We start from the raw sequence: 15,680 nt of genomic DNA, 5'->3' as shown, positions 1-15,680 counted from the left end.
TCGAGTTATTTAAGCTCGACGTTTATTTTAGATCGTTACTTCTACAGGACTACCCTCCACATCCGAGAGCGACCGAGTAATCTGTGACTGAGGTTTGATAGAGTGTAACTAGAGATTAATTTTTTTTGCAATCAATTATTTATAGCTTATGCCATCAGACTCAGTATCTTTATCGCCCAAACTAGAACGAATAGTCGATCGCTTTAAACGTCGCTCGAATCCGAAACAAAAATACGAGCAGCTACTTTGGTATGCAAAAAAACTTCCTCCAATGCCAGAGGAGGATAAAACGATGGAAAATAAAGTCAAAGGCTGTGTTTCTCAAGTTTATATTACAGCCAGCCTTAAAGATGGCAAAGTTGAATATCAAGGGGACTCTGATGCTCAGTTAGTTAAAGGATTGGTTGCCTTATTGATTGAAGGTTTGAGTGACTTGCCACCAGAAACCATAATTAAAATTCAGCCCGATTTTATCGAGGAAACTGGACTTAAAGTTAGCCTAACGCCCTCTCGCGCTAATGGTTTTTATAATATTTTTCAAATGATGCAGAAAAAAGCTTTAGAGTTTAAATTAGAAACCTCTGCCTAAAGCTTTATTTGGCATCCGATGATGACTCGCTTTCCGAGATTACTCTAGTGCAAGCCCAGTCACTGGGTAATGCCGAAGGCCATCCTTTTCTAATGGCTTCGGGACAAATAGTCATTACTGTTAATTGACAATCGATCAGCTCGAATCCTTCTTTTTTACACTGTTTGAGACTGTGTTTTAAAATCGAATCGTCTCGAAATTCAATGGTTTTATTGCACTGAATACAGACTACGTGATGATGGTGGTGAGGATATGGCTGATTTAGTTCGTAATGTTTGTGTCCTTCAGCTAATTCTAGTTCTCTGAGGATTCCCATGCGCGTCATCAATTTAACGCTGCGATAGATGGTAGATAGACTAATCGCCTCGCCTCGTTTTTCTAGTAAGTTATATAATTCCTCTGCACTTAAGTGATCGCCTTTGGGTAAATTCTGAAATACGTGCAGAATTGTTTCTCTCTGGGGAGTCATGCGCCACCCCCTAGAGTTTAGTTCCGACTTAAGTGAGGAGGCTGTATAGTGAGCCATATTAATTTACTCTCAACTAATTCTCTCTATTGACAATATTAGGTGGTTTTGTCGATTCTTGGCAATAAACTTTATCGATCGATACTATTGGGAAACATCAGATCCCTAATAATAAGCGATCGATTGCCGTCATCTATTTATTATGTTACTCAGTATCGCTCTAATTCTTCTGCTTGGTTTACTTAGCGGTCAACTAATGCTTAAGCTGGGTGCACCGCCCCTAATTGGAGCAATTTTAACGGGAATTATTATCGGTCCTGACCTTGGTAATTTTATCGCTCCAGTAGTCTTGAATACTGCAGATAGTTGGCGATCGCTGGCGGTGATGGTGATTTTGATGCGAGCGGGACTGGGTTTAGATCGAGAAAAACTAGTCAAACAGGGTACGGTAGCGATTCGTTTGGGTTTCCTTCCCGCACTAACCGAAGCAATTGTCATCGCCATTGCTGCCAAATTTTTATTTGCTCTCGATCTGATGACAGGATTACTTTTAGGGGTTGTGGTTAGTGCTGAGTCTCCCGCAGTTATCGTTCCGGGGATGCTGCGCCTTAAAAGCTTGGGCTGGGGTGTGGCTAAGGGCATTCCCGATGTAATTTTAACTGGCAGTGCTCTATCTGATGTTTTGGTTTTGTTGTTGTTTAGCTTACAACTGAACTTTCTGACCCAAGCCAAGGTAAATAGTAGTAGCATTTGGTTATTACCTTTCCAGGTTGCCATGCAGATCGCTTTAGGCATAGCTGTGGGATGGGCGCTCGCGATGGCGGTTATTTGGATAACGGTAAAGCAAAAATGGACGCAGAATTCGGTTCAAACTACCATAGTTACCGCTACCTCAGCTTTACTGGTCATCGTTCTAGCCCAAAAGTTACCTTATTTTTCTGGTTACCTAGCAGTGATGGCTATGGGTTTTTTTATTATCGAATTCGATCCGCCTTTAGCCAGACAATTGAGAACTGAATTCAATCATCTTTGGGTAGCTGCCGAAATTATTTTGTTTGTTTTATTGGGAGCGAGTATTCAACTAGAAGTTTTAGAAGATGTTTTATTTAAGGGAATATTATTATTAATCGTTGGCTTGTTATGCGGTCGCACTATTGGCTGGTATCTATCGACTGTGGGTAGCAATTGGAATTGGCGAGAAATATTGTTTTTACTACCAGGAAACTCAGCTAAAGCAACCGTACAGGCTGCAATTGGCGCAATTCCGCTCACTCAAGGAATAGCGGACGGAGAAATTATTTTGGCGATCGCTGCTTTAGCAATTTTAATTACTGCTCCCCTCGGTGCTTGGGCTATTCCTACTTTCGCTCCCAAGCTATTGAGCCAAGATCCTATCGATCCGACTAAAGTAAATGCAGTTTCGCGGACGACTTTGTTAGCGGTAGTAGATTGCTCTGATTCTATGGTAAAAGTTCTCACTGCTGCTGCCGACCTTGCCAGACGTAGTAACGGCGAAATCGTGGTTTTAATTGCCGCTCCTGTAACTAGCGATTTAGCGGGCATCAAAAAACTTACTGCTAATTTATTATTAGATGTTCGCTATCAATTGATTACTATTTCAGATCTGAGTAACGAAGCGATCTTACAAATAGCCGAACGATATCTAGTCACAAATATTTTACTCGGCAAATTTAAAGCTGAAACAATAAATTCATCAGCAGACAGTAATGAAACTAAACATCTGCTCCGCTCCTGCTCGATTCCGATTACATTAGTTTAAATTTTTACTATTAAATAAACTAGCAAGTAAATAAACTAGCAAGACTTATAAATTTAAATAGACTTGCCGTCCGAATCATCATTAAGCACTTTGTATGGTTTTCAAAATATTCGTTCCAAAGAACAGAGTTGGATAACTTTATTCAACTATCCTTACTGATTTTTGCTTCTCTTCTCTATTTTTACTTGATAGAGGTTAAAGGCAGTTATGAGAATAAACTCATTTTAGTATGTTGACATTGATTATCAAGAATAGTAATCTACAAACTTATCGATATAATTATCAAGTTTATTAAAGGCGACATGAAAGCAATCGAATTATTTCTATCTATTAGTACAGCTACTGCAGTAGGAACGCAAGGCATCAGTTATGCTGCAGAATTAACTACTGAATCAACAACAGACAGCTCGGATACCGTATCGGAATTATTAGTTGAGAGTAGTGAGCTTATGGCTCAAGTCCTAGGCGGTGAAGGCGGCGAAGGCGGTGAAGGTGGTGAAGGCGGTGAAGGTGGTGAAGGCGGTGAAGGTGGTGAAGGCGGTGAAGGTGGCACCACCAGAACTTACGATCCTAGCGGAGAAACTACCGTCACTCCTGAAGAAGAGAGCAGTCAAGGTGGCGAAGGTGGCGAAGGGGTTGACCTGCCACAAGGCGGCGAAGGTGGCGAAGGGGTTGACCTGCCACAAGGCGGCGAAGGTGGTGAAGGGGTTGACCTGCCACAAGGCGGCGAAGGTGGTGAAGGTGGCGAAGGAACTACCTCTCCCTAGTCTTAAATAGAAGTGTAGCGCGAATGATTTTTTCAATTCCGAATATTTTGACAACAGAGGAATTCACTGAGATTACAACTTTCCTAAAGCGAGCCGAGTTCGTAGACGGTAAATTGACTGCAGGTTGGCACGCTAAATTAGTCAAACACAATCAGCAACTAAAAAAAGGGAGTCAAAGCCAAGAGCTTAAAGGTAAGATAGAACTTGCTTTGAAGCGGAATGCTTTGTTTCAAACAGCCATTCGCCCGAAAAAGATTCATTCGTTATTGTTCAGCCGCTACGATTCGGGAATGTCTTACGATCGCCATGTAGATAATGCTCTAATGGGAAATAAAGCTATTTGGCGATCGGACTTGTCTTTTACTTTGTTTCTCAGTGCGGTTTCCGACTATCAAGGGGGAGAATTAGTCATTGAAGGAGCGCAAGAAGATCGCAGCTATAAACTAGATGCTAATTCAGTAATTATCTACCCGTCTACTACCTTACATCGAGTCAATCCCGTTACCGAGGGAACTAGGTTGGTTGTAGTAGGGTGGGTGCACAGCCTAATCCGCGATGCGGGCGATCGGGAAATTTTGTTCGACTTGGAAACCGCTCGTCGTAGCATATTTGCTAAAACAGGCAAAAACGCAGAGTTTGACTTAATTTCTAAAAGTATCGCTAACTTGCTTCGTAAATGGGCTGATGTTTGAGAGACAATTTACAATTTCTGTCGATTGATTATTTAGTTTATCGATAGTCGTAGACAATTACCTCAGATAAGAAAGGAAGTATAGGACTGATATTCCTATGCTTCCAGTTTATTCAAACAAAACTAGGACAATGTTATCAAAAAATCGCCAGCAAAAAAGGACGAGAACAATCGAACGGAGCTTATTCACTGCCGCGATCGCAACTATAGCGCTCGCTATTGGTAGCATCTTTACTAATAATTCCTCAGCCACACCGACAATAAATGCCAAAAATGCCAATAGTTCGACTACTAAAGTAGAAGCAAAAGCCACTAATCTAGAAGCAATAGCTCTAGGCTTTGCAGATGCAGTCGTCATTCCTACATACCAACAATTAGTTAGAAAATCTAGCGAACTAGAGCAAGCAGTAGAGACTTTTACCAACAATCCCACAGATCGGAACTTAGAGCAAGCCAGAGAAACTTGGCTCAAAAGTCGTCATCCCTGGGAACAAAGCGAAGCTTTTGCTTTTGGTCCTGCCGATTCTCTGGGATATGATGGAGACTTGGATGATTGGCCTGTCAATCAAACCGATGTAGCTGCCGTTCTCAACAGTGACGAATCTCTAACTCTAGATTATGTAGAAAATCTGCAAACTACTCAAAAGGGTTTTCACACTATAGAATTGCTGCTGTTCGGCACGGATAACGATAAAGTTGTCGCCGATTTTACAGATAGAGAACTAGAATTACTGGAAGTATTGACTGCTGCTTTTCACCAGTCGGCAGTAGAATTAGCTACTAGCTGGAGCGAAGGTGTAGCGGGTTATCCTCCTTACCGAGAAGTTTTGGCTACGGCAGGGGACAGCAGCAATCCCGCCTATCCTACCGTTAATGCCGCCGTCGAGGAAATCGTTCAGGGAATTATCGGCTGTTTGGATGAAGTAGCTAATGTGAAAATTGGCGAACCGCTAGAAACGGGATCGACCGAAGGATTTGAAAGTCGTTTTAGTCATAGTTCTCTCAGTGATTTTAAAAACAATCTGCATAGTGTCAAAAATGCTTATTTAGGACGAATTTCTGCAACCAGTGCGGTTCAGAGCAGCCTTAGTGATTTAGTTGCAGCTAACAATCCCCAACTAGACTCACGAGTCAAACAAGAGTTAGAAGCAGCAATGTCAGCACTAGAGGCAATTCCCGAACCAGTAGAGACTAATTTTACTGATGCCGAAACAGCAGCCAAAATGAAAGCAGCACAAGCAGAAATTTTAACCTTATTTTCAACTATGGAAGAGCAGGTGTTACCGATAGTTAGAGGTTAATTTTTTGGGTAATTAACTTCTACTCAACCAGTACTTCGAGCAATTAAGAATGACAATTTTCAGGCGCTCGCGCTATCGACCACTAATATTTTCTATGTGGTTTCTAGTGTCGGCAAGTATTAGTATTCTCACCGTGCAGTTTATCGATTTAGCTCCCCTATACGCCAAACCTCTAGCTGGCGGCGAAACTACAGTGTTCAATCGTACTTCTAGTGCTTACGAACAGCCATCGGCTGGTTTGTCGGCAGCAGATCTCGAACGACATCGAAAAGGAGATGTGGCTTTTGAAGCTGTGTTCGTAACTGCTCCAGCTAAAATCAATCCTGGTTTGGGGCCTTTGTTTAATAATACTTCTTGTGTCGGTTGTCATATTCGCAACGGTCGCGGTTTGCCAGAAGCAGGACAAATGTTAGTCAGGGTAAGCGATACGAGAGATTGGAATCTAGATTCCACTGTCGATCCGCAGCAGTATAACTTAGAAAGCAGTGCTAAAGCGGATAATGCCCCTGCTGTTCCTGGTTTGGGTACGCAAATTCAAGACTATGCCGTTTATGGGCGTATTCCAGAAGCAAAAGTTGAATTTAACTGGCAAGAAATAACGAGGCATTACGGCGATGGAACTGAGTATAAATTGCGATCACCCGTACCTAAAATTACTCTACCTGATGGTAATTCCCTGCCCAAAGAAGTGCTAACTTCGCTGCGTCTTCCCCCTCCCTTACACGGGATGGGTTTAATGGAGGCAGTAACAGAAGTAGAGATCGCCCGACTAGCCGATCCTCACGATCGTGATCGAGATGGTATTTCCGGTCGTCTCAATCGGGTTTGGAATGTCGAGATGCGATCGACAACTATCGGTAAATTTGGCTGGAAAGCTAGCAATCCTACTTTAAAACAGCAGACCGCCTCGGCTTACGTCAATGATATGGGGGTAACTAATCCCTTGTTTCCTAATGACGATGGTTCGATGGATATCGATGACAAGACGTTAGAAGATGCTACTTTTTACGCTCAAACCTTAGCCGTACCTAGTCGAACTTTACTAGACAAACCTGAAGTGAGACGTGGCGAACGGTTGTTTCGAGATGCTCAATGTGCCGCCTGCCATATTTCTACTCTGCAAACCGGACATCATCCAGTAGTAGCAGAATTATCCAACCAAACTATTCATCCTTATACCGATCTACTCTTACACGATATGGGGGCAGAATTAGCCGATAATCGACCAGACTTTTTAGCTACTGGGACGGAATGGCGTACGCCGCCACTGTGGGGTATTGGCTTGACTCAGACAATACTACCCTATTCCAGTTTCCTCCACGATGGTCGCGCTCGCACTTTGGAAGAAGCGATTTTGTGGCATGGCGGCGAAGCAGAAGCCTCTCGCGAAGCTTTTCGTAATATGAGCCAAAGTGATCGCCAAGCGTTAGTTTGGTTTTTGCGTTCTTTATAGATGGGGACTGGATATTACGAGCAATCCCTCGAGATTTTGAATTATTTCGGGTATAATCGTCAGCCTATTTCTGGGATTATTTTCTATTCCCCTACCCTGGGATGAGGATTTTTTGGAGAGCGAAATTACGGTAATATCTGCTGCAAATCAATCTAATCTTCAAACAGATATTTTCCATTTATTTTTCAGTCGAGTGTTTGCCTCGATTGTTAATTCTAAAGTTCTAAAGAAAAAATTATTACTCGGTGTGAGGACAAAAACATGAACAAAGTTTGGCTAACTACCCCAGTAATTCTAAGTTCTATAATGGCTGGTGCCAATAGCGCGCTCGCTCAAACGCCAGATGTCTTAGAACAGATCGAACAATACCAGCGAGAAGAAAAAACCAACACTGTCAACCAAGTAACCAACGTGAACCAGTTGCGCGACGTTTCTCCCACAGATTGGGCATACGAAGCCCTCAGAAGCTTAGTAGATCGCTATGGCTGTATCGCAGGATATCCCAATCAGACTTATCGCGGTAGACAAGCTTTAACTCGTTACGAATTTGCCGCAGGGTTGAATTCTTGTCTGAATCAGATCGAGCGTTTGATTGCTTCCTCTGAAGCAGTTACTCGAGAAGATTTAGAGACGATGACCCGTCTAGCCCAAGAATTTGAAGCGGAATTGGCAACCTTGGGAGGCAGAATTGACAATCTTGAAAGCCGTACTGCCTTTTTAGAAGACAATCAGTTTTCTACCACTACCAAATTAGCAGGAGAAGCAATTTTTGCCTTGGGTGGAGTATATACCGGAACTAGAAATGATGGCGAAGATGACATTGACACTTTTACGGTTTTTGGCGATCGCGTTCGCTTAGAATTAGAAAGTAGCTTTACGGGAGAAGATCTGTTGTTTACTCGCCTCTCTACAGGTAACTTTCCCGAATTTACCGAAGAAACTGGAACTTTTCAAGGAAACTTAGCTTTTGCTCAACCAGAGGATAACGAAGTAGCTCTGGAAGTTTTATTTTATAGTTTTGCTCCTACAGACAGCACCACGGTATTAGTGGGTGCGGCAGGATTGGCTGCTGACGATATTGCCGACACGGTTAGTATTCTCGACGGCGATGGCGGATCGGGTGCCCTTTCTGCTTTTGGTACTCGCAGCCCAATCTATCTACCTCCCGGCGAGACGGGCTTGGGAATTATTCAGGATATCGGCGACACAATTGAAATTAGTGCGGGTTATCTGGCAGGAGAGGCAAGCGATCCCACAGAAGGCAGTGGTTTGTTTAACGGTTCCTATAGTGCGCTAGGACAGGTGCTATTTACTCCCATTGAAAGTTTGACTCTAGCTTTTACCTACGTTCATGCATACGACCAAAGCGACACGGGAACGGGTAGCAGTTTAGCCAACCTGCAATTCTTTACAGAAGATTCCTTTGGTGAAGCCGTACCCACCGTGAGCAACTCTTATGGAGCGCAGTTTTCCTTTGCTTTGAGCGATCGCATCGTTATTGGCGGTTGGGGTGGCTTGAGTAAAGTAACCAATCTCTCATCTCTTGACGGACAGTTAGATCGCGGTACGCAGGATATCTGGAATTGGGCAGCTACTCTGGCTTTTCCCGACTTGGGTAAAGAGGGAAATTTGGGAGGAGTGATTATCGGAATGGAACCTTGGGTAACAGAATCCAGTATCGATAACTTGGGAGATGATGAAGATACTTCTCTGCACGTCGAAGCATTTTATGAGTATCGGTTTAACGACAACATTGCCGTTACTCCTGGGGTTATCTGGATTACAGCACCCGATAACAACGACGCTAATGACGATCTGATTATTGGAACGATTCGTACTACCTTCACCTTTTAAGACGGAGCGAAACGGAATTATTTTGGATCGCAACTGAGGCGAATTTTTATTCGCCTCTTTTTATAGTCAAAATTTAACAACAAATTTATTTAAAATGATTGTCAATAAATTGAGATCGCGGTATATATATAAAAAGTAAGTGTTAAATAAAAAAAGATTTCAATAATCAAAATATGTCTAGACCGCATACCTAGCTAGGTATTCAACGACCACACGGTCATAGATAATTCTCTCTTAGTTGCTACTTATGTTCGATTTTAATTTATTGCCAATAATTCACAAAGGTAATTGGCAGAGGCGATCGCTTATCCACTCTCAGTCTTCCAAGCTGGTTTTTGTGGGAGGAATATTTACCGAATCCAACAATTTATTAAATCCCATTCAAGACATCGAGCTTCCTGCTAACGGTGTATGGCTCAACACGGCTCAGATCGAAGACTGGGTTGAAATTACTCGAATGCACTTGGACAAAAACACCTGTAACTATCTCTGCAATCTGGGATTAAAGCCAGGAATTGTCGCCGAAATAGTCAGCAAAACAGCAAGTGGTTCGGTAATTATTCGCATCGATCGACAGCAAATCGGCTTAGGAGCGGAAATTACTTGCAAGTTAGTCGTAAAATTAGTGGATCGGCAAAATAATGAAAGTTGAAACAAGCATCAGAGAATTATCTCAAGGTACGGTAGCAATAGTAGTAGGTTTCGATCGCGCCTATGGCGGTTATATTGGTAAGTTACTCATGAAGGGTTTGACTCCTGGAACGGCTTTTATTGCTTCGAATGTTTCCCTTCCAGCAGGATTTAGTGAAATTATTTTACCTACTAAAATCCTCAGACTAAGCAAGCCTGAAGTGGATGCCCTTTGTGTAGAACCCATAACTTACGGGGAAGAAAGTTAAATACTGTTTGATTAAAAAGCAGGAAATGCAAAGTTAAGAAGTGATGGTAAATTATTTCGACTTTCTACTTGCTATTGGCAAGACATTCTGGCTTATCGTTACGAGGATTGTTAACCAATTTGCTAACCTGCCGTAATTCCATTGCGGATTCTGTGTAGGGTTGCAACAACTTCTGCGCTTCATCTTCGTCGCCATCAAGCCAAGTCTGATAATCATCGGGAGCGAGGATAACGGGCATTCGATGGTGAATCTTCGCAGTCAAACTATTAGCTGTAGTGGTAATAATGGTACAGGAGACGATCGCTTTTGTTGGTTTATGTTGCCAGCTATCCCAAAGTCCGGCGAAAGCAAATAGGCGATTATCTTTCAAGTGAAAATAATAAGGCTGTTTGTTCGACCATTCATAGAAACCAGTGGCTGGAATCAAACAGCGACGTTGTCTGAATGCCGTTTTAAAAGAAGGTTTGCTATTTACCGATTCAGCTCGAGCATTGATTAAATTCGCTTTCCATGCTTCGAGATCTTTGACCCAACGGGGAATTAAGCCCCAACGCATTAGTTTGAGCCGTCTGCGATTTTCTTCTTGAGCGATTGCTGGTATAGTTTGACTGGGAGCGATATTATACCGAGCCGGCAAAAACTCTGGCTGTTTTACCTCAAAGTGTCGCGCCAGTTCTTCTGAGGTGGCTATAAGAGTATATCGACCGCACATTAGAGATATAATGGAAATTGGTATATTTCTTTAGTATGAGTATACTAACAAAATTCGCCCTCTCTTTTAGCAACTGTCATGTGGCGATCGCTGCAATAGTATTTTTATTTTATTTTAATCAGAGGAATTTTACTTAATTAATGGACTAAAGTTCCTCTTCGTAATGTTTTAGTTTACGCCTCGCTCTCATTTCGACAATTTGCCAAACTTCCAACCAGCGGTTGGCAATTATGGTTTTCATTCTGTCTACTTGCCATTGAGGAATGGAGTTTTTGCGATTATTTACGGAATACTCTTTCATAATTTAAGACTCTACAGATAATTAGCTTGAGATTCTGGCGATCGCATCGATTGACAACTGCGGTAGAGAAAATTGAAACCTTTGTTCATTAATTAACTTGAATTATTCAGAGCGTAAACATGCAGCTTGCGATATATTATCGATAAGCCCTATTAAATGAGAATAAAACTATGTCTACAAATACAGGTTTGCTACGTCCTTTCGGTCAAGTGGAAGATAATCCAATTCTGCTAGAAAAAAATGTTACCGAACCAGTCTGTGAGGGCATGAATGCACTTCTGGCTAGTTTTCAGGGACTGTATTTACAGTATCAAAAACATCATTTTGTAGTTGAAGGCTCGGAATATTATTCCCTACATCAGTTTTTCCAAGAAAGTTACGATGAAGTGCAAGAGCACGTTCACGAATTGGGTGAAAGATTAAATGGACTTGGCGGAATTCCGGCTGCAACCTTTACCAAACTAGGGGAACTATGCTGTTTCGACCAAGAGTCTGACGGAGTCTACAATGAGCGTCAAATGGTAGAGCACGATTTAGCAGCAGAACAGGCAATAATTAAGTTATTGCGTTCTCAGGCTTCTCAATCAGAAAGCTTGGGAGATCGAGCTACTCGCTATCTCTACGAACAAATTTTGCTTAAAACTGAAGAGAGAGCCTATCATCTCGAGCACTTCTTGGTTCACGATAGTTTAACACTGGCTTTTGTAGGTGGTAACGTTAACGGTCGATAAGTTTCAATTAATGCAGTTGTTCGCAAGTCTCCTTCTGAACTTCGGTTCCGGAGGAGATATTTGATTTATCGAGTCGCTCCCAAAATTTAATTATCTGTCTACAAGTGGTCTCGGGAAAGAAGAAGTGAAAAAAGTGACATCCTTGGGGACATTTCCATAAAACATCATTTTCCTGAAAATAACTCAGCCAGCCAGTTAAACTGTTCGAGTCTACTACAGTGTCGTATTCGCCACCGCAGACCATCATCGGAGCGGATATTCTGCCCGCAGGTATAGTAACCTGTTGATAGAGGGAATGAGGTGAAGGAGAAGTATTTAAGTCTTGCTGGAGAATTTCGATTAAACCGTTACTGTTGTAGCGGTTTTGATAGCCAAATAATTTTTGTACCATTTGCGCTAACACCATATTTTGACTACAGGGTAGTAGTTTTCGGGTAGCGTAATAGTGTGCTTGCCAATCTACGGCGGGACGATAGCCTACTCCTAGTAAGGTTAGAGATTTAACTCGATGTGGATATTTTCGAGCGTAGAGTAATCCTAACAATCCTCCCGTACCATGACCGATTAAGTTTACCGATCGAGGAAGACTTTTGAGATAGTCGTGTAGCAAAGTTAGAGCTATTTCTAAAGAGCAAGCTTCATCTTGATGTTGTTGATATTCCCAGCAGGCGATCGCTTCGTAGCGCGATAGATAGTGGAGCAGCCTTTGATGGAAACGTTTGAAGCTAGAATTGGCATCGATCCAGACGGTTTGAATGGTATTAGACATGTTTAAAATATACTCGTTCGTCGATCGCGTTAATTGAGAAAAAGGGAAAGTCAGCGGTGGATTTTTATCCGACTTCCTTTCCCCTAAGAGGAGAAAACAAACTGTTGAAGGTTGAATTCCGTTGGTCGGTGGTTTGCTATCTATGGTAGAACTTGGCAAGTTTTAGAATTAATAAAAATTATTTTCAATTGTTTGGAAGGACAAATCTTGCTTGAGTGGGTGGCACTGCGAAGGTTATACGAAGCGTAATCGCCATAGGACGATTAGCTCTCAGCCAAAACAATTAAAACTTAATTTATTAATTCCATATTTAGCTTACATCAAAACCGCAGTTATTGAAAAAAATTCTCTTTTAACTTTAAAATTTTTTAACCAAGAGTGGCGATCGCACTTTAACTTTTGCTTTGAGCTACTAGGTTCAAGTCCCCTTTTTAATCGCTAGATAAAAAGTCTACATTGAAATAGTAGTTTAAATCTACTATTTCAATAACCTTCTTCCCTCTTCCCTCGAACTTCTTCCTTCGTTTAAGTCAGAGATTACTCTGCGCCCTCGACGACAGAGCCCGTGTACTTAGTGCGCCTTACCGCCGGTCAAGATTTTGAGATACTCTTTAACTGTCTGAGCTAAACCCATTTCCAAGGCTTCGGCAGTTAGGGCATGACCGATGGAAACTTCCACGATGTTGGGGATCGTGCAAAATTTAGCCAAGTTTTTCAAATTTAGGTCGTGTCCCGCATTGATTCCCAAATTTAATTCTGTAGCTTTAGTCGCCGCTTTTAGGTACTGCTGAAACACCGCTTCTAAGTCTCGATCTTCTCGAAACGCCGTAGCATATGGCTCGGTATAGAGTTCGATCCGCTCTGCGCCAGTTTGGGGAACGAGACTAATTTGCTCTAAATCGGGATCTATAAACAAACTAACGCGACAACCGAGACTTTGTAACTCTCTCACTATAGGGATCAAGCGATCGCGATCTCTAGTTAAATTCCAACCGCTATCTGAGGTAAAAGTATCTGGAGTATCGGGAACCAAAGTACACTGAGTAGGCTTGACTCGACGTACGATTTCTATAAAAGAGGTTTCCAAAGGATTGCCTTCGATGTTGAACTCAACCATTGTTAGCATTTGAGCCAATTCATCAACGTCTGAAGGTCGAATATGTCTGCGATCGGGACGGGGATGAACCGTGATTCCATGAGCGCCCGCATCGATACAAATTTTAGCCATCTTAGTAACGCTGGGAATCCCAATATTACGAGTATTTCTGAGGAGAGCGACTTTGTTGAGATTGACGCTGAGGTTAGTCATTACAATTTAATTATTGACAATCTAAATACTTAAAACCATGCTTTCTAGTAATCAACTCGACTGGCTAGCCGTATTTGGCTATATCGGCATAACTCTATTAGTGATGTGGGGAGTATTCGCTACTAAATCGGAGTAAGTTAAACGAGTAAGTGAAGCAATTCCTGTCTCCACTTACTTATCTCTTTATTTCAGTCAGGTGATCGCCCTATGATGTAAGTTGAACCGTGTAGGCATCCCTGATCCCATCTACTTTAGTTATCTCTTTTAAAATGCCTTCAGGAAGAGGATCGTCCAGACTGAGTACCATAACCGCATCTCCCCGTACGATTTTACGTCCTACCTGCATACTGGCAATATTGACATTATAACTACCTAACAGCGAGCCGATTTTACCGATAATTCCAGGCATATCGCGGTGCAGAGTAAATAACATATGATTGTTAGGAGGAACGTTGATCGGAAACTCGTCGAGGCTGGTAATGCGAATTTCGCCATCGCCGAGTAAAGCCCCCGTAACCGAGTGAGTACCATTAGCTCCTTGTGCTTCGATACGTAGAGAACCACCGGAATAATCACGAGTAGCAGCATCTTTAGTTTCAATTACTCTAATACCTCGTTCCTGAGCTTCAATTGCCGCATTGACATAATTCACTCGTTCTCTTAGTGCCTGAGATAATACTCCTTTCAATGCTCCTACAACTATAGGTTGACTGTCATTACTCGCTAATTCTCCTTGGAGACGAATATTAAGCTGGTTGATTCTGCCACCAGCCAATTGACCTGCCATATTCCCCAGAGTTTCTGCCAATCTGAGATAGGGTCTCAGTTGTTCCATGACATCGGGATTTAGTCCGGGAATATTAACCGCTGTACGCGCTGGTAACCCCAGCAAAACATCTCTAATCTGTTCTGCGACATCGACAGCAACATTGATCTGTGCCTCGGCTGTTGATGCTCCCAAGTGAGGAGTTAACACCAAATTAGAACCCAGTTGAGTAAGAGGGGAATCTCCCAAAGGTTCTTCAGCATATACATCCAAGGCGGCACCACCAATTTTGCCTTCCTTGAGAGCCTCGGCTAACGCTACTTCGTCGATAATCCCTCCGCGAGCGCAGTTGACAATTCGCACCGTTGGCTTCATTTTAGCTAAGGCTTGAGCATTAATTAGATTGGTCGTTTCGGGGGTTCTGGGAATATGCAGAGTAATATAGTCAGCTTCTTGAAAGAGTAAATCTAGGTCTACCAAACTACAGCCGAGTTGTTCGGCTCGATCTTCAGAAACAAAAGGATCGTATGCCAGTAACTTCATGCCCATAGCTCGCGCTACTTTGGCAACGTGCGCTCCAATTTTTCCTAAGCCTACTACCCCTAAAGTTTTTTTATAAACTTCATTACCGATGAACTTTTTGCGTTCCCATTTGCCGCTTTTAACTGACAGGTTGGCATCGGGAATCTGTCGCGAGAGAGCGAGCATCATTGCCAGAGCGTGTTCGGCAGCGGCGATAGTGTTACCTTCAGGAGAATTAACCACCACGATACCCTGACGAGTAGCGGCAGGAACATCGATGTTATCCACACCTACTCCCGCACGTCCGATAATTTTTAATTTAGAACCAGCTTCAATTACTTCTTGAGTGACTTTGGTACCAGAACGCAGCATCAAAGCATCATATTCGGGAATAATCTTAATTAATTCCTCTAGTAGTAGCTTGGTGTTTACATCCACCTGAGCCACTTGGGAAAGGATATCGATACCAGTTTGGTCGATGGGATCGGAAACTAAAACTTTTGCCATATTCATTATATTTATCGCGTAATCTGAATATCTTTTGACCTGGTTATAAATTGCCCGGTTTATGTTTATGGTGAGCGATCGCCTATTAATATTTCTCTATGTCTTCTTACCTGGGGTTTTAGGCTTTATCGACCAGCGAGCGTTTTTCTATAAAACATAACGTCACGCAGTAAATTATTGTAAAGGTAAAAGCTACTACAATTCTTCAATCTCAGAAATTTTTTTTAAGAAGTAGCCAGCAGCAAACTTTGGTTTCTCATCAA

16 protein-coding genes are annotated in these 15,680 nt (G+C 42.3%); 10 read left to right on the top strand and 6 right to left on the bottom strand.

Annotated features, from left to right (window positions below; genetic code table 11):
• Positions 1 to 148: 148 nt before the first annotated feature.
• Positions 149 to 589: a SufE family protein gene (locus tag ACLFKQ_RS18075; protein WP_449001168.1), complete on the top strand. Its 441-nt coding sequence runs from the start codon at positions 149 to 151 to the stop codon at positions 587 to 589.
• Positions 590 to 593: 4 nt separating this feature from the next.
• On the opposite strand, the gene ACLFKQ_RS18070 is transcribed toward ACLFKQ_RS18075, so the two are convergent.
• Complete coding sequence (locus tag ACLFKQ_RS18070; protein WP_449001167.1) at positions 594 to 1,115, bottom strand: transcriptional repressor; 522 nt, start codon at positions 1,113 to 1,115, stop codon at positions 594 to 596.
• 142 nt (positions 1,116 to 1,257) lie between these two features.
• Here ACLFKQ_RS18070 and ACLFKQ_RS18065 point away from each other — a divergent pair, with 142 nt between their 5' ends.
• From ACLFKQ_RS18065 to ACLFKQ_RS18030, 8 genes are all read left to right on the top strand, one after another.
• Positions 1,258 to 2,835 carry a cation:proton antiporter domain-containing protein gene (locus tag ACLFKQ_RS18065; protein ID WP_449001166.1) on the top strand — a complete coding sequence of 526 codons (1,578 nt, stop codon included), beginning with the start codon at positions 1,258 to 1,260 and terminating at the stop codon, positions 2,833 to 2,835.
• A 302-nt stretch (positions 2,836 to 3,137) separates the two neighbouring features.
• Complete coding sequence (locus tag ACLFKQ_RS18060; protein ID WP_449001165.1) at positions 3,138 to 3,602, top strand: hypothetical protein; 465 nt, start codon at positions 3,138 to 3,140, stop codon at positions 3,600 to 3,602.
• Positions 3,603 to 3,625: 23 nt separating this feature from the next.
• The gene (locus ACLFKQ_RS18055; RefSeq protein WP_449001164.1) at positions 3,626 to 4,294 is read left to right on the top strand and encodes a Fe2+-dependent dioxygenase; all 669 of its coding nucleotides are present in this window, start codon (positions 3,626 to 3,628) and stop codon (positions 4,292 to 4,294) included.
• Between the two features lie 130 nt (positions 4,295 to 4,424).
• A complete protein-coding gene (locus ACLFKQ_RS18050; protein ID WP_449001163.1) occupies positions 4,425 to 5,594 on the top strand; it encodes an imelysin family protein in 1,170 nt (389 codons plus the stop codon).
• A gap of 94 nt (positions 5,595 to 5,688) precedes the next feature.
• Positions 5,689 to 7,047: a di-heme oxidoreductase family protein gene (locus ACLFKQ_RS18045; RefSeq protein ID WP_449001162.1), complete on the top strand. Its 1,359-nt coding sequence runs from the start codon at positions 5,689 to 5,691 to the stop codon at positions 7,045 to 7,047.
• Positions 7,048 to 7,308: 261 nt separating this feature from the next.
• Entirely contained in the window at positions 7,309 to 8,901 is a 1,593-nt protein-coding gene (locus tag ACLFKQ_RS18040; protein WP_449001161.1) for an iron uptake porin, read from the top strand.
• Positions 8,902 to 9,148: 247 nt separating this feature from the next.
• Positions 9,149 to 9,553, top strand: coding sequence for a FeoA family protein (locus tag ACLFKQ_RS18035; RefSeq protein WP_449001160.1), 405 nt, complete (start codon positions 9,149 to 9,151; stop codon positions 9,551 to 9,553).
• Positions 9,543 to 9,800, top strand: a complete 258-nt coding sequence (locus ACLFKQ_RS18030) for a FeoA family protein (protein ID WP_449001159.1) — start codon at positions 9,543 to 9,545, stop codon at positions 9,798 to 9,800. Before ACLFKQ_RS18035 ends, ACLFKQ_RS18030 begins: the two co-directional genes overlap by 11 nt.
• A 64-nt stretch (positions 9,801 to 9,864) precedes the next feature.
• Here ACLFKQ_RS18030 and ACLFKQ_RS18025 read toward each other — a convergent pair whose 3' ends face one another.
• Positions 9,865 to 10,512, bottom strand: a complete 648-nt coding sequence (locus tag ACLFKQ_RS18025; RefSeq protein ID WP_449001158.1) for an SOS response-associated peptidase — start codon at positions 10,510 to 10,512, stop codon at positions 9,865 to 9,867.
• Positions 10,513 to 10,657: 145 nt separating this feature from the next.
• Positions 10,658 to 10,813, bottom strand: coding sequence for a hypothetical protein (locus tag ACLFKQ_RS18020; RefSeq protein ID WP_449001157.1), 156 nt, complete (start codon positions 10,811 to 10,813; stop codon positions 10,658 to 10,660).
• Positions 10,814 to 10,983: 170 nt separating this feature from the next.
• Here ACLFKQ_RS18020 and dpsA point away from each other — a divergent pair, with 170 nt between their 5' ends.
• Positions 10,984 to 11,544, top strand: a complete 561-nt coding sequence (gene dpsA / locus ACLFKQ_RS18015) for a DNA starvation/stress protection protein DpsA (RefSeq protein ID WP_449001156.1) — start codon at positions 10,984 to 10,986, stop codon at positions 11,542 to 11,544.
• A 7-nt stretch (positions 11,545 to 11,551) separates the two neighbouring features.
• On the opposite strand, the gene ACLFKQ_RS18010 is transcribed toward dpsA, so the two are convergent.
• The 3 genes from ACLFKQ_RS18010 to serA all read right to left on the bottom strand — a co-directional run bounded on the left by ACLFKQ_RS18010 (position 11,552) and on the right by serA (position 15,417).
• Entirely contained in the window at positions 11,552 to 12,313 is a 762-nt protein-coding gene (locus ACLFKQ_RS18010; RefSeq protein WP_449001155.1) for an alpha/beta fold hydrolase, read from the bottom strand.
• A 571-nt stretch (positions 12,314 to 12,884) separates the two neighbouring features.
• Positions 12,885 to 13,622, bottom strand: a complete 738-nt coding sequence (locus ACLFKQ_RS18005; RefSeq protein ID WP_449001154.1) for a pyridoxine 5'-phosphate synthase — start codon at positions 13,620 to 13,622, stop codon at positions 12,885 to 12,887.
• A gap of 205 nt (positions 13,623 to 13,827) precedes the next feature.
• Positions 13,828 to 15,417, bottom strand: a complete 1,590-nt coding sequence (gene serA, locus ACLFKQ_RS18000; RefSeq protein WP_449001300.1) for a phosphoglycerate dehydrogenase — start codon at positions 15,415 to 15,417, stop codon at positions 13,828 to 13,830.
• Positions 15,418 to 15,680 lie beyond the last annotated feature (263 nt).

The organism is Myxosarcina sp. GI1(2024) (genome assembly GCF_053543375.1).
The sequence above is the reverse complement of the archived record's forward strand: the minus strand, read 5'-3'. Positions and strand labels throughout refer to the sequence as shown.

What these genes read in the sequence shown, in the direction of transcription:
- ACLFKQ_RS18075 (WP_449001168.1), top strand. Translation starts at nt 149, where the DNA reads ATGCCATCAGACTCAGTATCTTTATCGCCCAAACTAGAACGAATAGTC.
- ACLFKQ_RS18070 (WP_449001167.1), bottom strand. Translation starts at nt 1,115, where the DNA reads ATGGCTCACTATACAGCCTCCTCACTTAAGTCGGAACTAAACTCTAGG.
- ACLFKQ_RS18065 (WP_449001166.1), top strand. Translation starts at nt 1,258, where the DNA reads ATGTTACTCAGTATCGCTCTAATTCTTCTGCTTGGTTTACTTAGCGGT.
- ACLFKQ_RS18060 (WP_449001165.1), top strand. Translation starts at nt 3,138, where the DNA reads ATGAAAGCAATCGAATTATTTCTATCTATTAGTACAGCTACTGCAGTA.
- ACLFKQ_RS18055 (WP_449001164.1), top strand. Translation starts at nt 3,626, where the DNA reads ATGATTTTTTCAATTCCGAATATTTTGACAACAGAGGAATTCACTGAG.
- ACLFKQ_RS18050 (WP_449001163.1), top strand. Translation starts at nt 4,425, where the DNA reads ATGTTATCAAAAAATCGCCAGCAAAAAAGGACGAGAACAATCGAACGG.
- ACLFKQ_RS18045 (WP_449001162.1), top strand. Translation starts at nt 5,689, where the DNA reads ATGTGGTTTCTAGTGTCGGCAAGTATTAGTATTCTCACCGTGCAGTTT.
- ACLFKQ_RS18040 (WP_449001161.1), top strand. Translation starts at nt 7,309, where the DNA reads ATGAACAAAGTTTGGCTAACTACCCCAGTAATTCTAAGTTCTATAATG.
- ACLFKQ_RS18035 (WP_449001160.1), top strand. Translation starts at nt 9,149, where the DNA reads ATGTTCGATTTTAATTTATTGCCAATAATTCACAAAGGTAATTGGCAG.
- ACLFKQ_RS18030 (WP_449001159.1), top strand. Translation starts at nt 9,543, where the DNA reads ATGAAAGTTGAAACAAGCATCAGAGAATTATCTCAAGGTACGGTAGCA.
- ACLFKQ_RS18025 (WP_449001158.1), bottom strand. Translation starts at nt 10,512, where the DNA reads ATGTGCGGTCGATATACTCTTATAGCCACCTCAGAAGAACTGGCGCGA.
- ACLFKQ_RS18020 (WP_449001157.1), bottom strand. Translation starts at nt 10,813, where the DNA reads ATGAAAGAGTATTCCGTAAATAATCGCAAAAACTCCATTCCTCAATGG.
- dpsA (WP_449001156.1), top strand. Translation starts at nt 10,984, where the DNA reads ATGTCTACAAATACAGGTTTGCTACGTCCTTTCGGTCAAGTGGAAGAT.
- ACLFKQ_RS18010 (WP_449001155.1), bottom strand. Translation starts at nt 12,313, where the DNA reads ATGTCTAATACCATTCAAACCGTCTGGATCGATGCCAATTCTAGCTTC.
- ACLFKQ_RS18005 (WP_449001154.1), bottom strand. Translation starts at nt 13,622, where the DNA reads ATGACTAACCTCAGCGTCAATCTCAACAAAGTCGCTCTCCTCAGAAAT.
- serA (WP_449001300.1), bottom strand. Translation starts at nt 15,417, where the DNA reads ATGGCAAAAGTTTTAGTTTCCGATCCCATCGACCAAACTGGTATCGAT.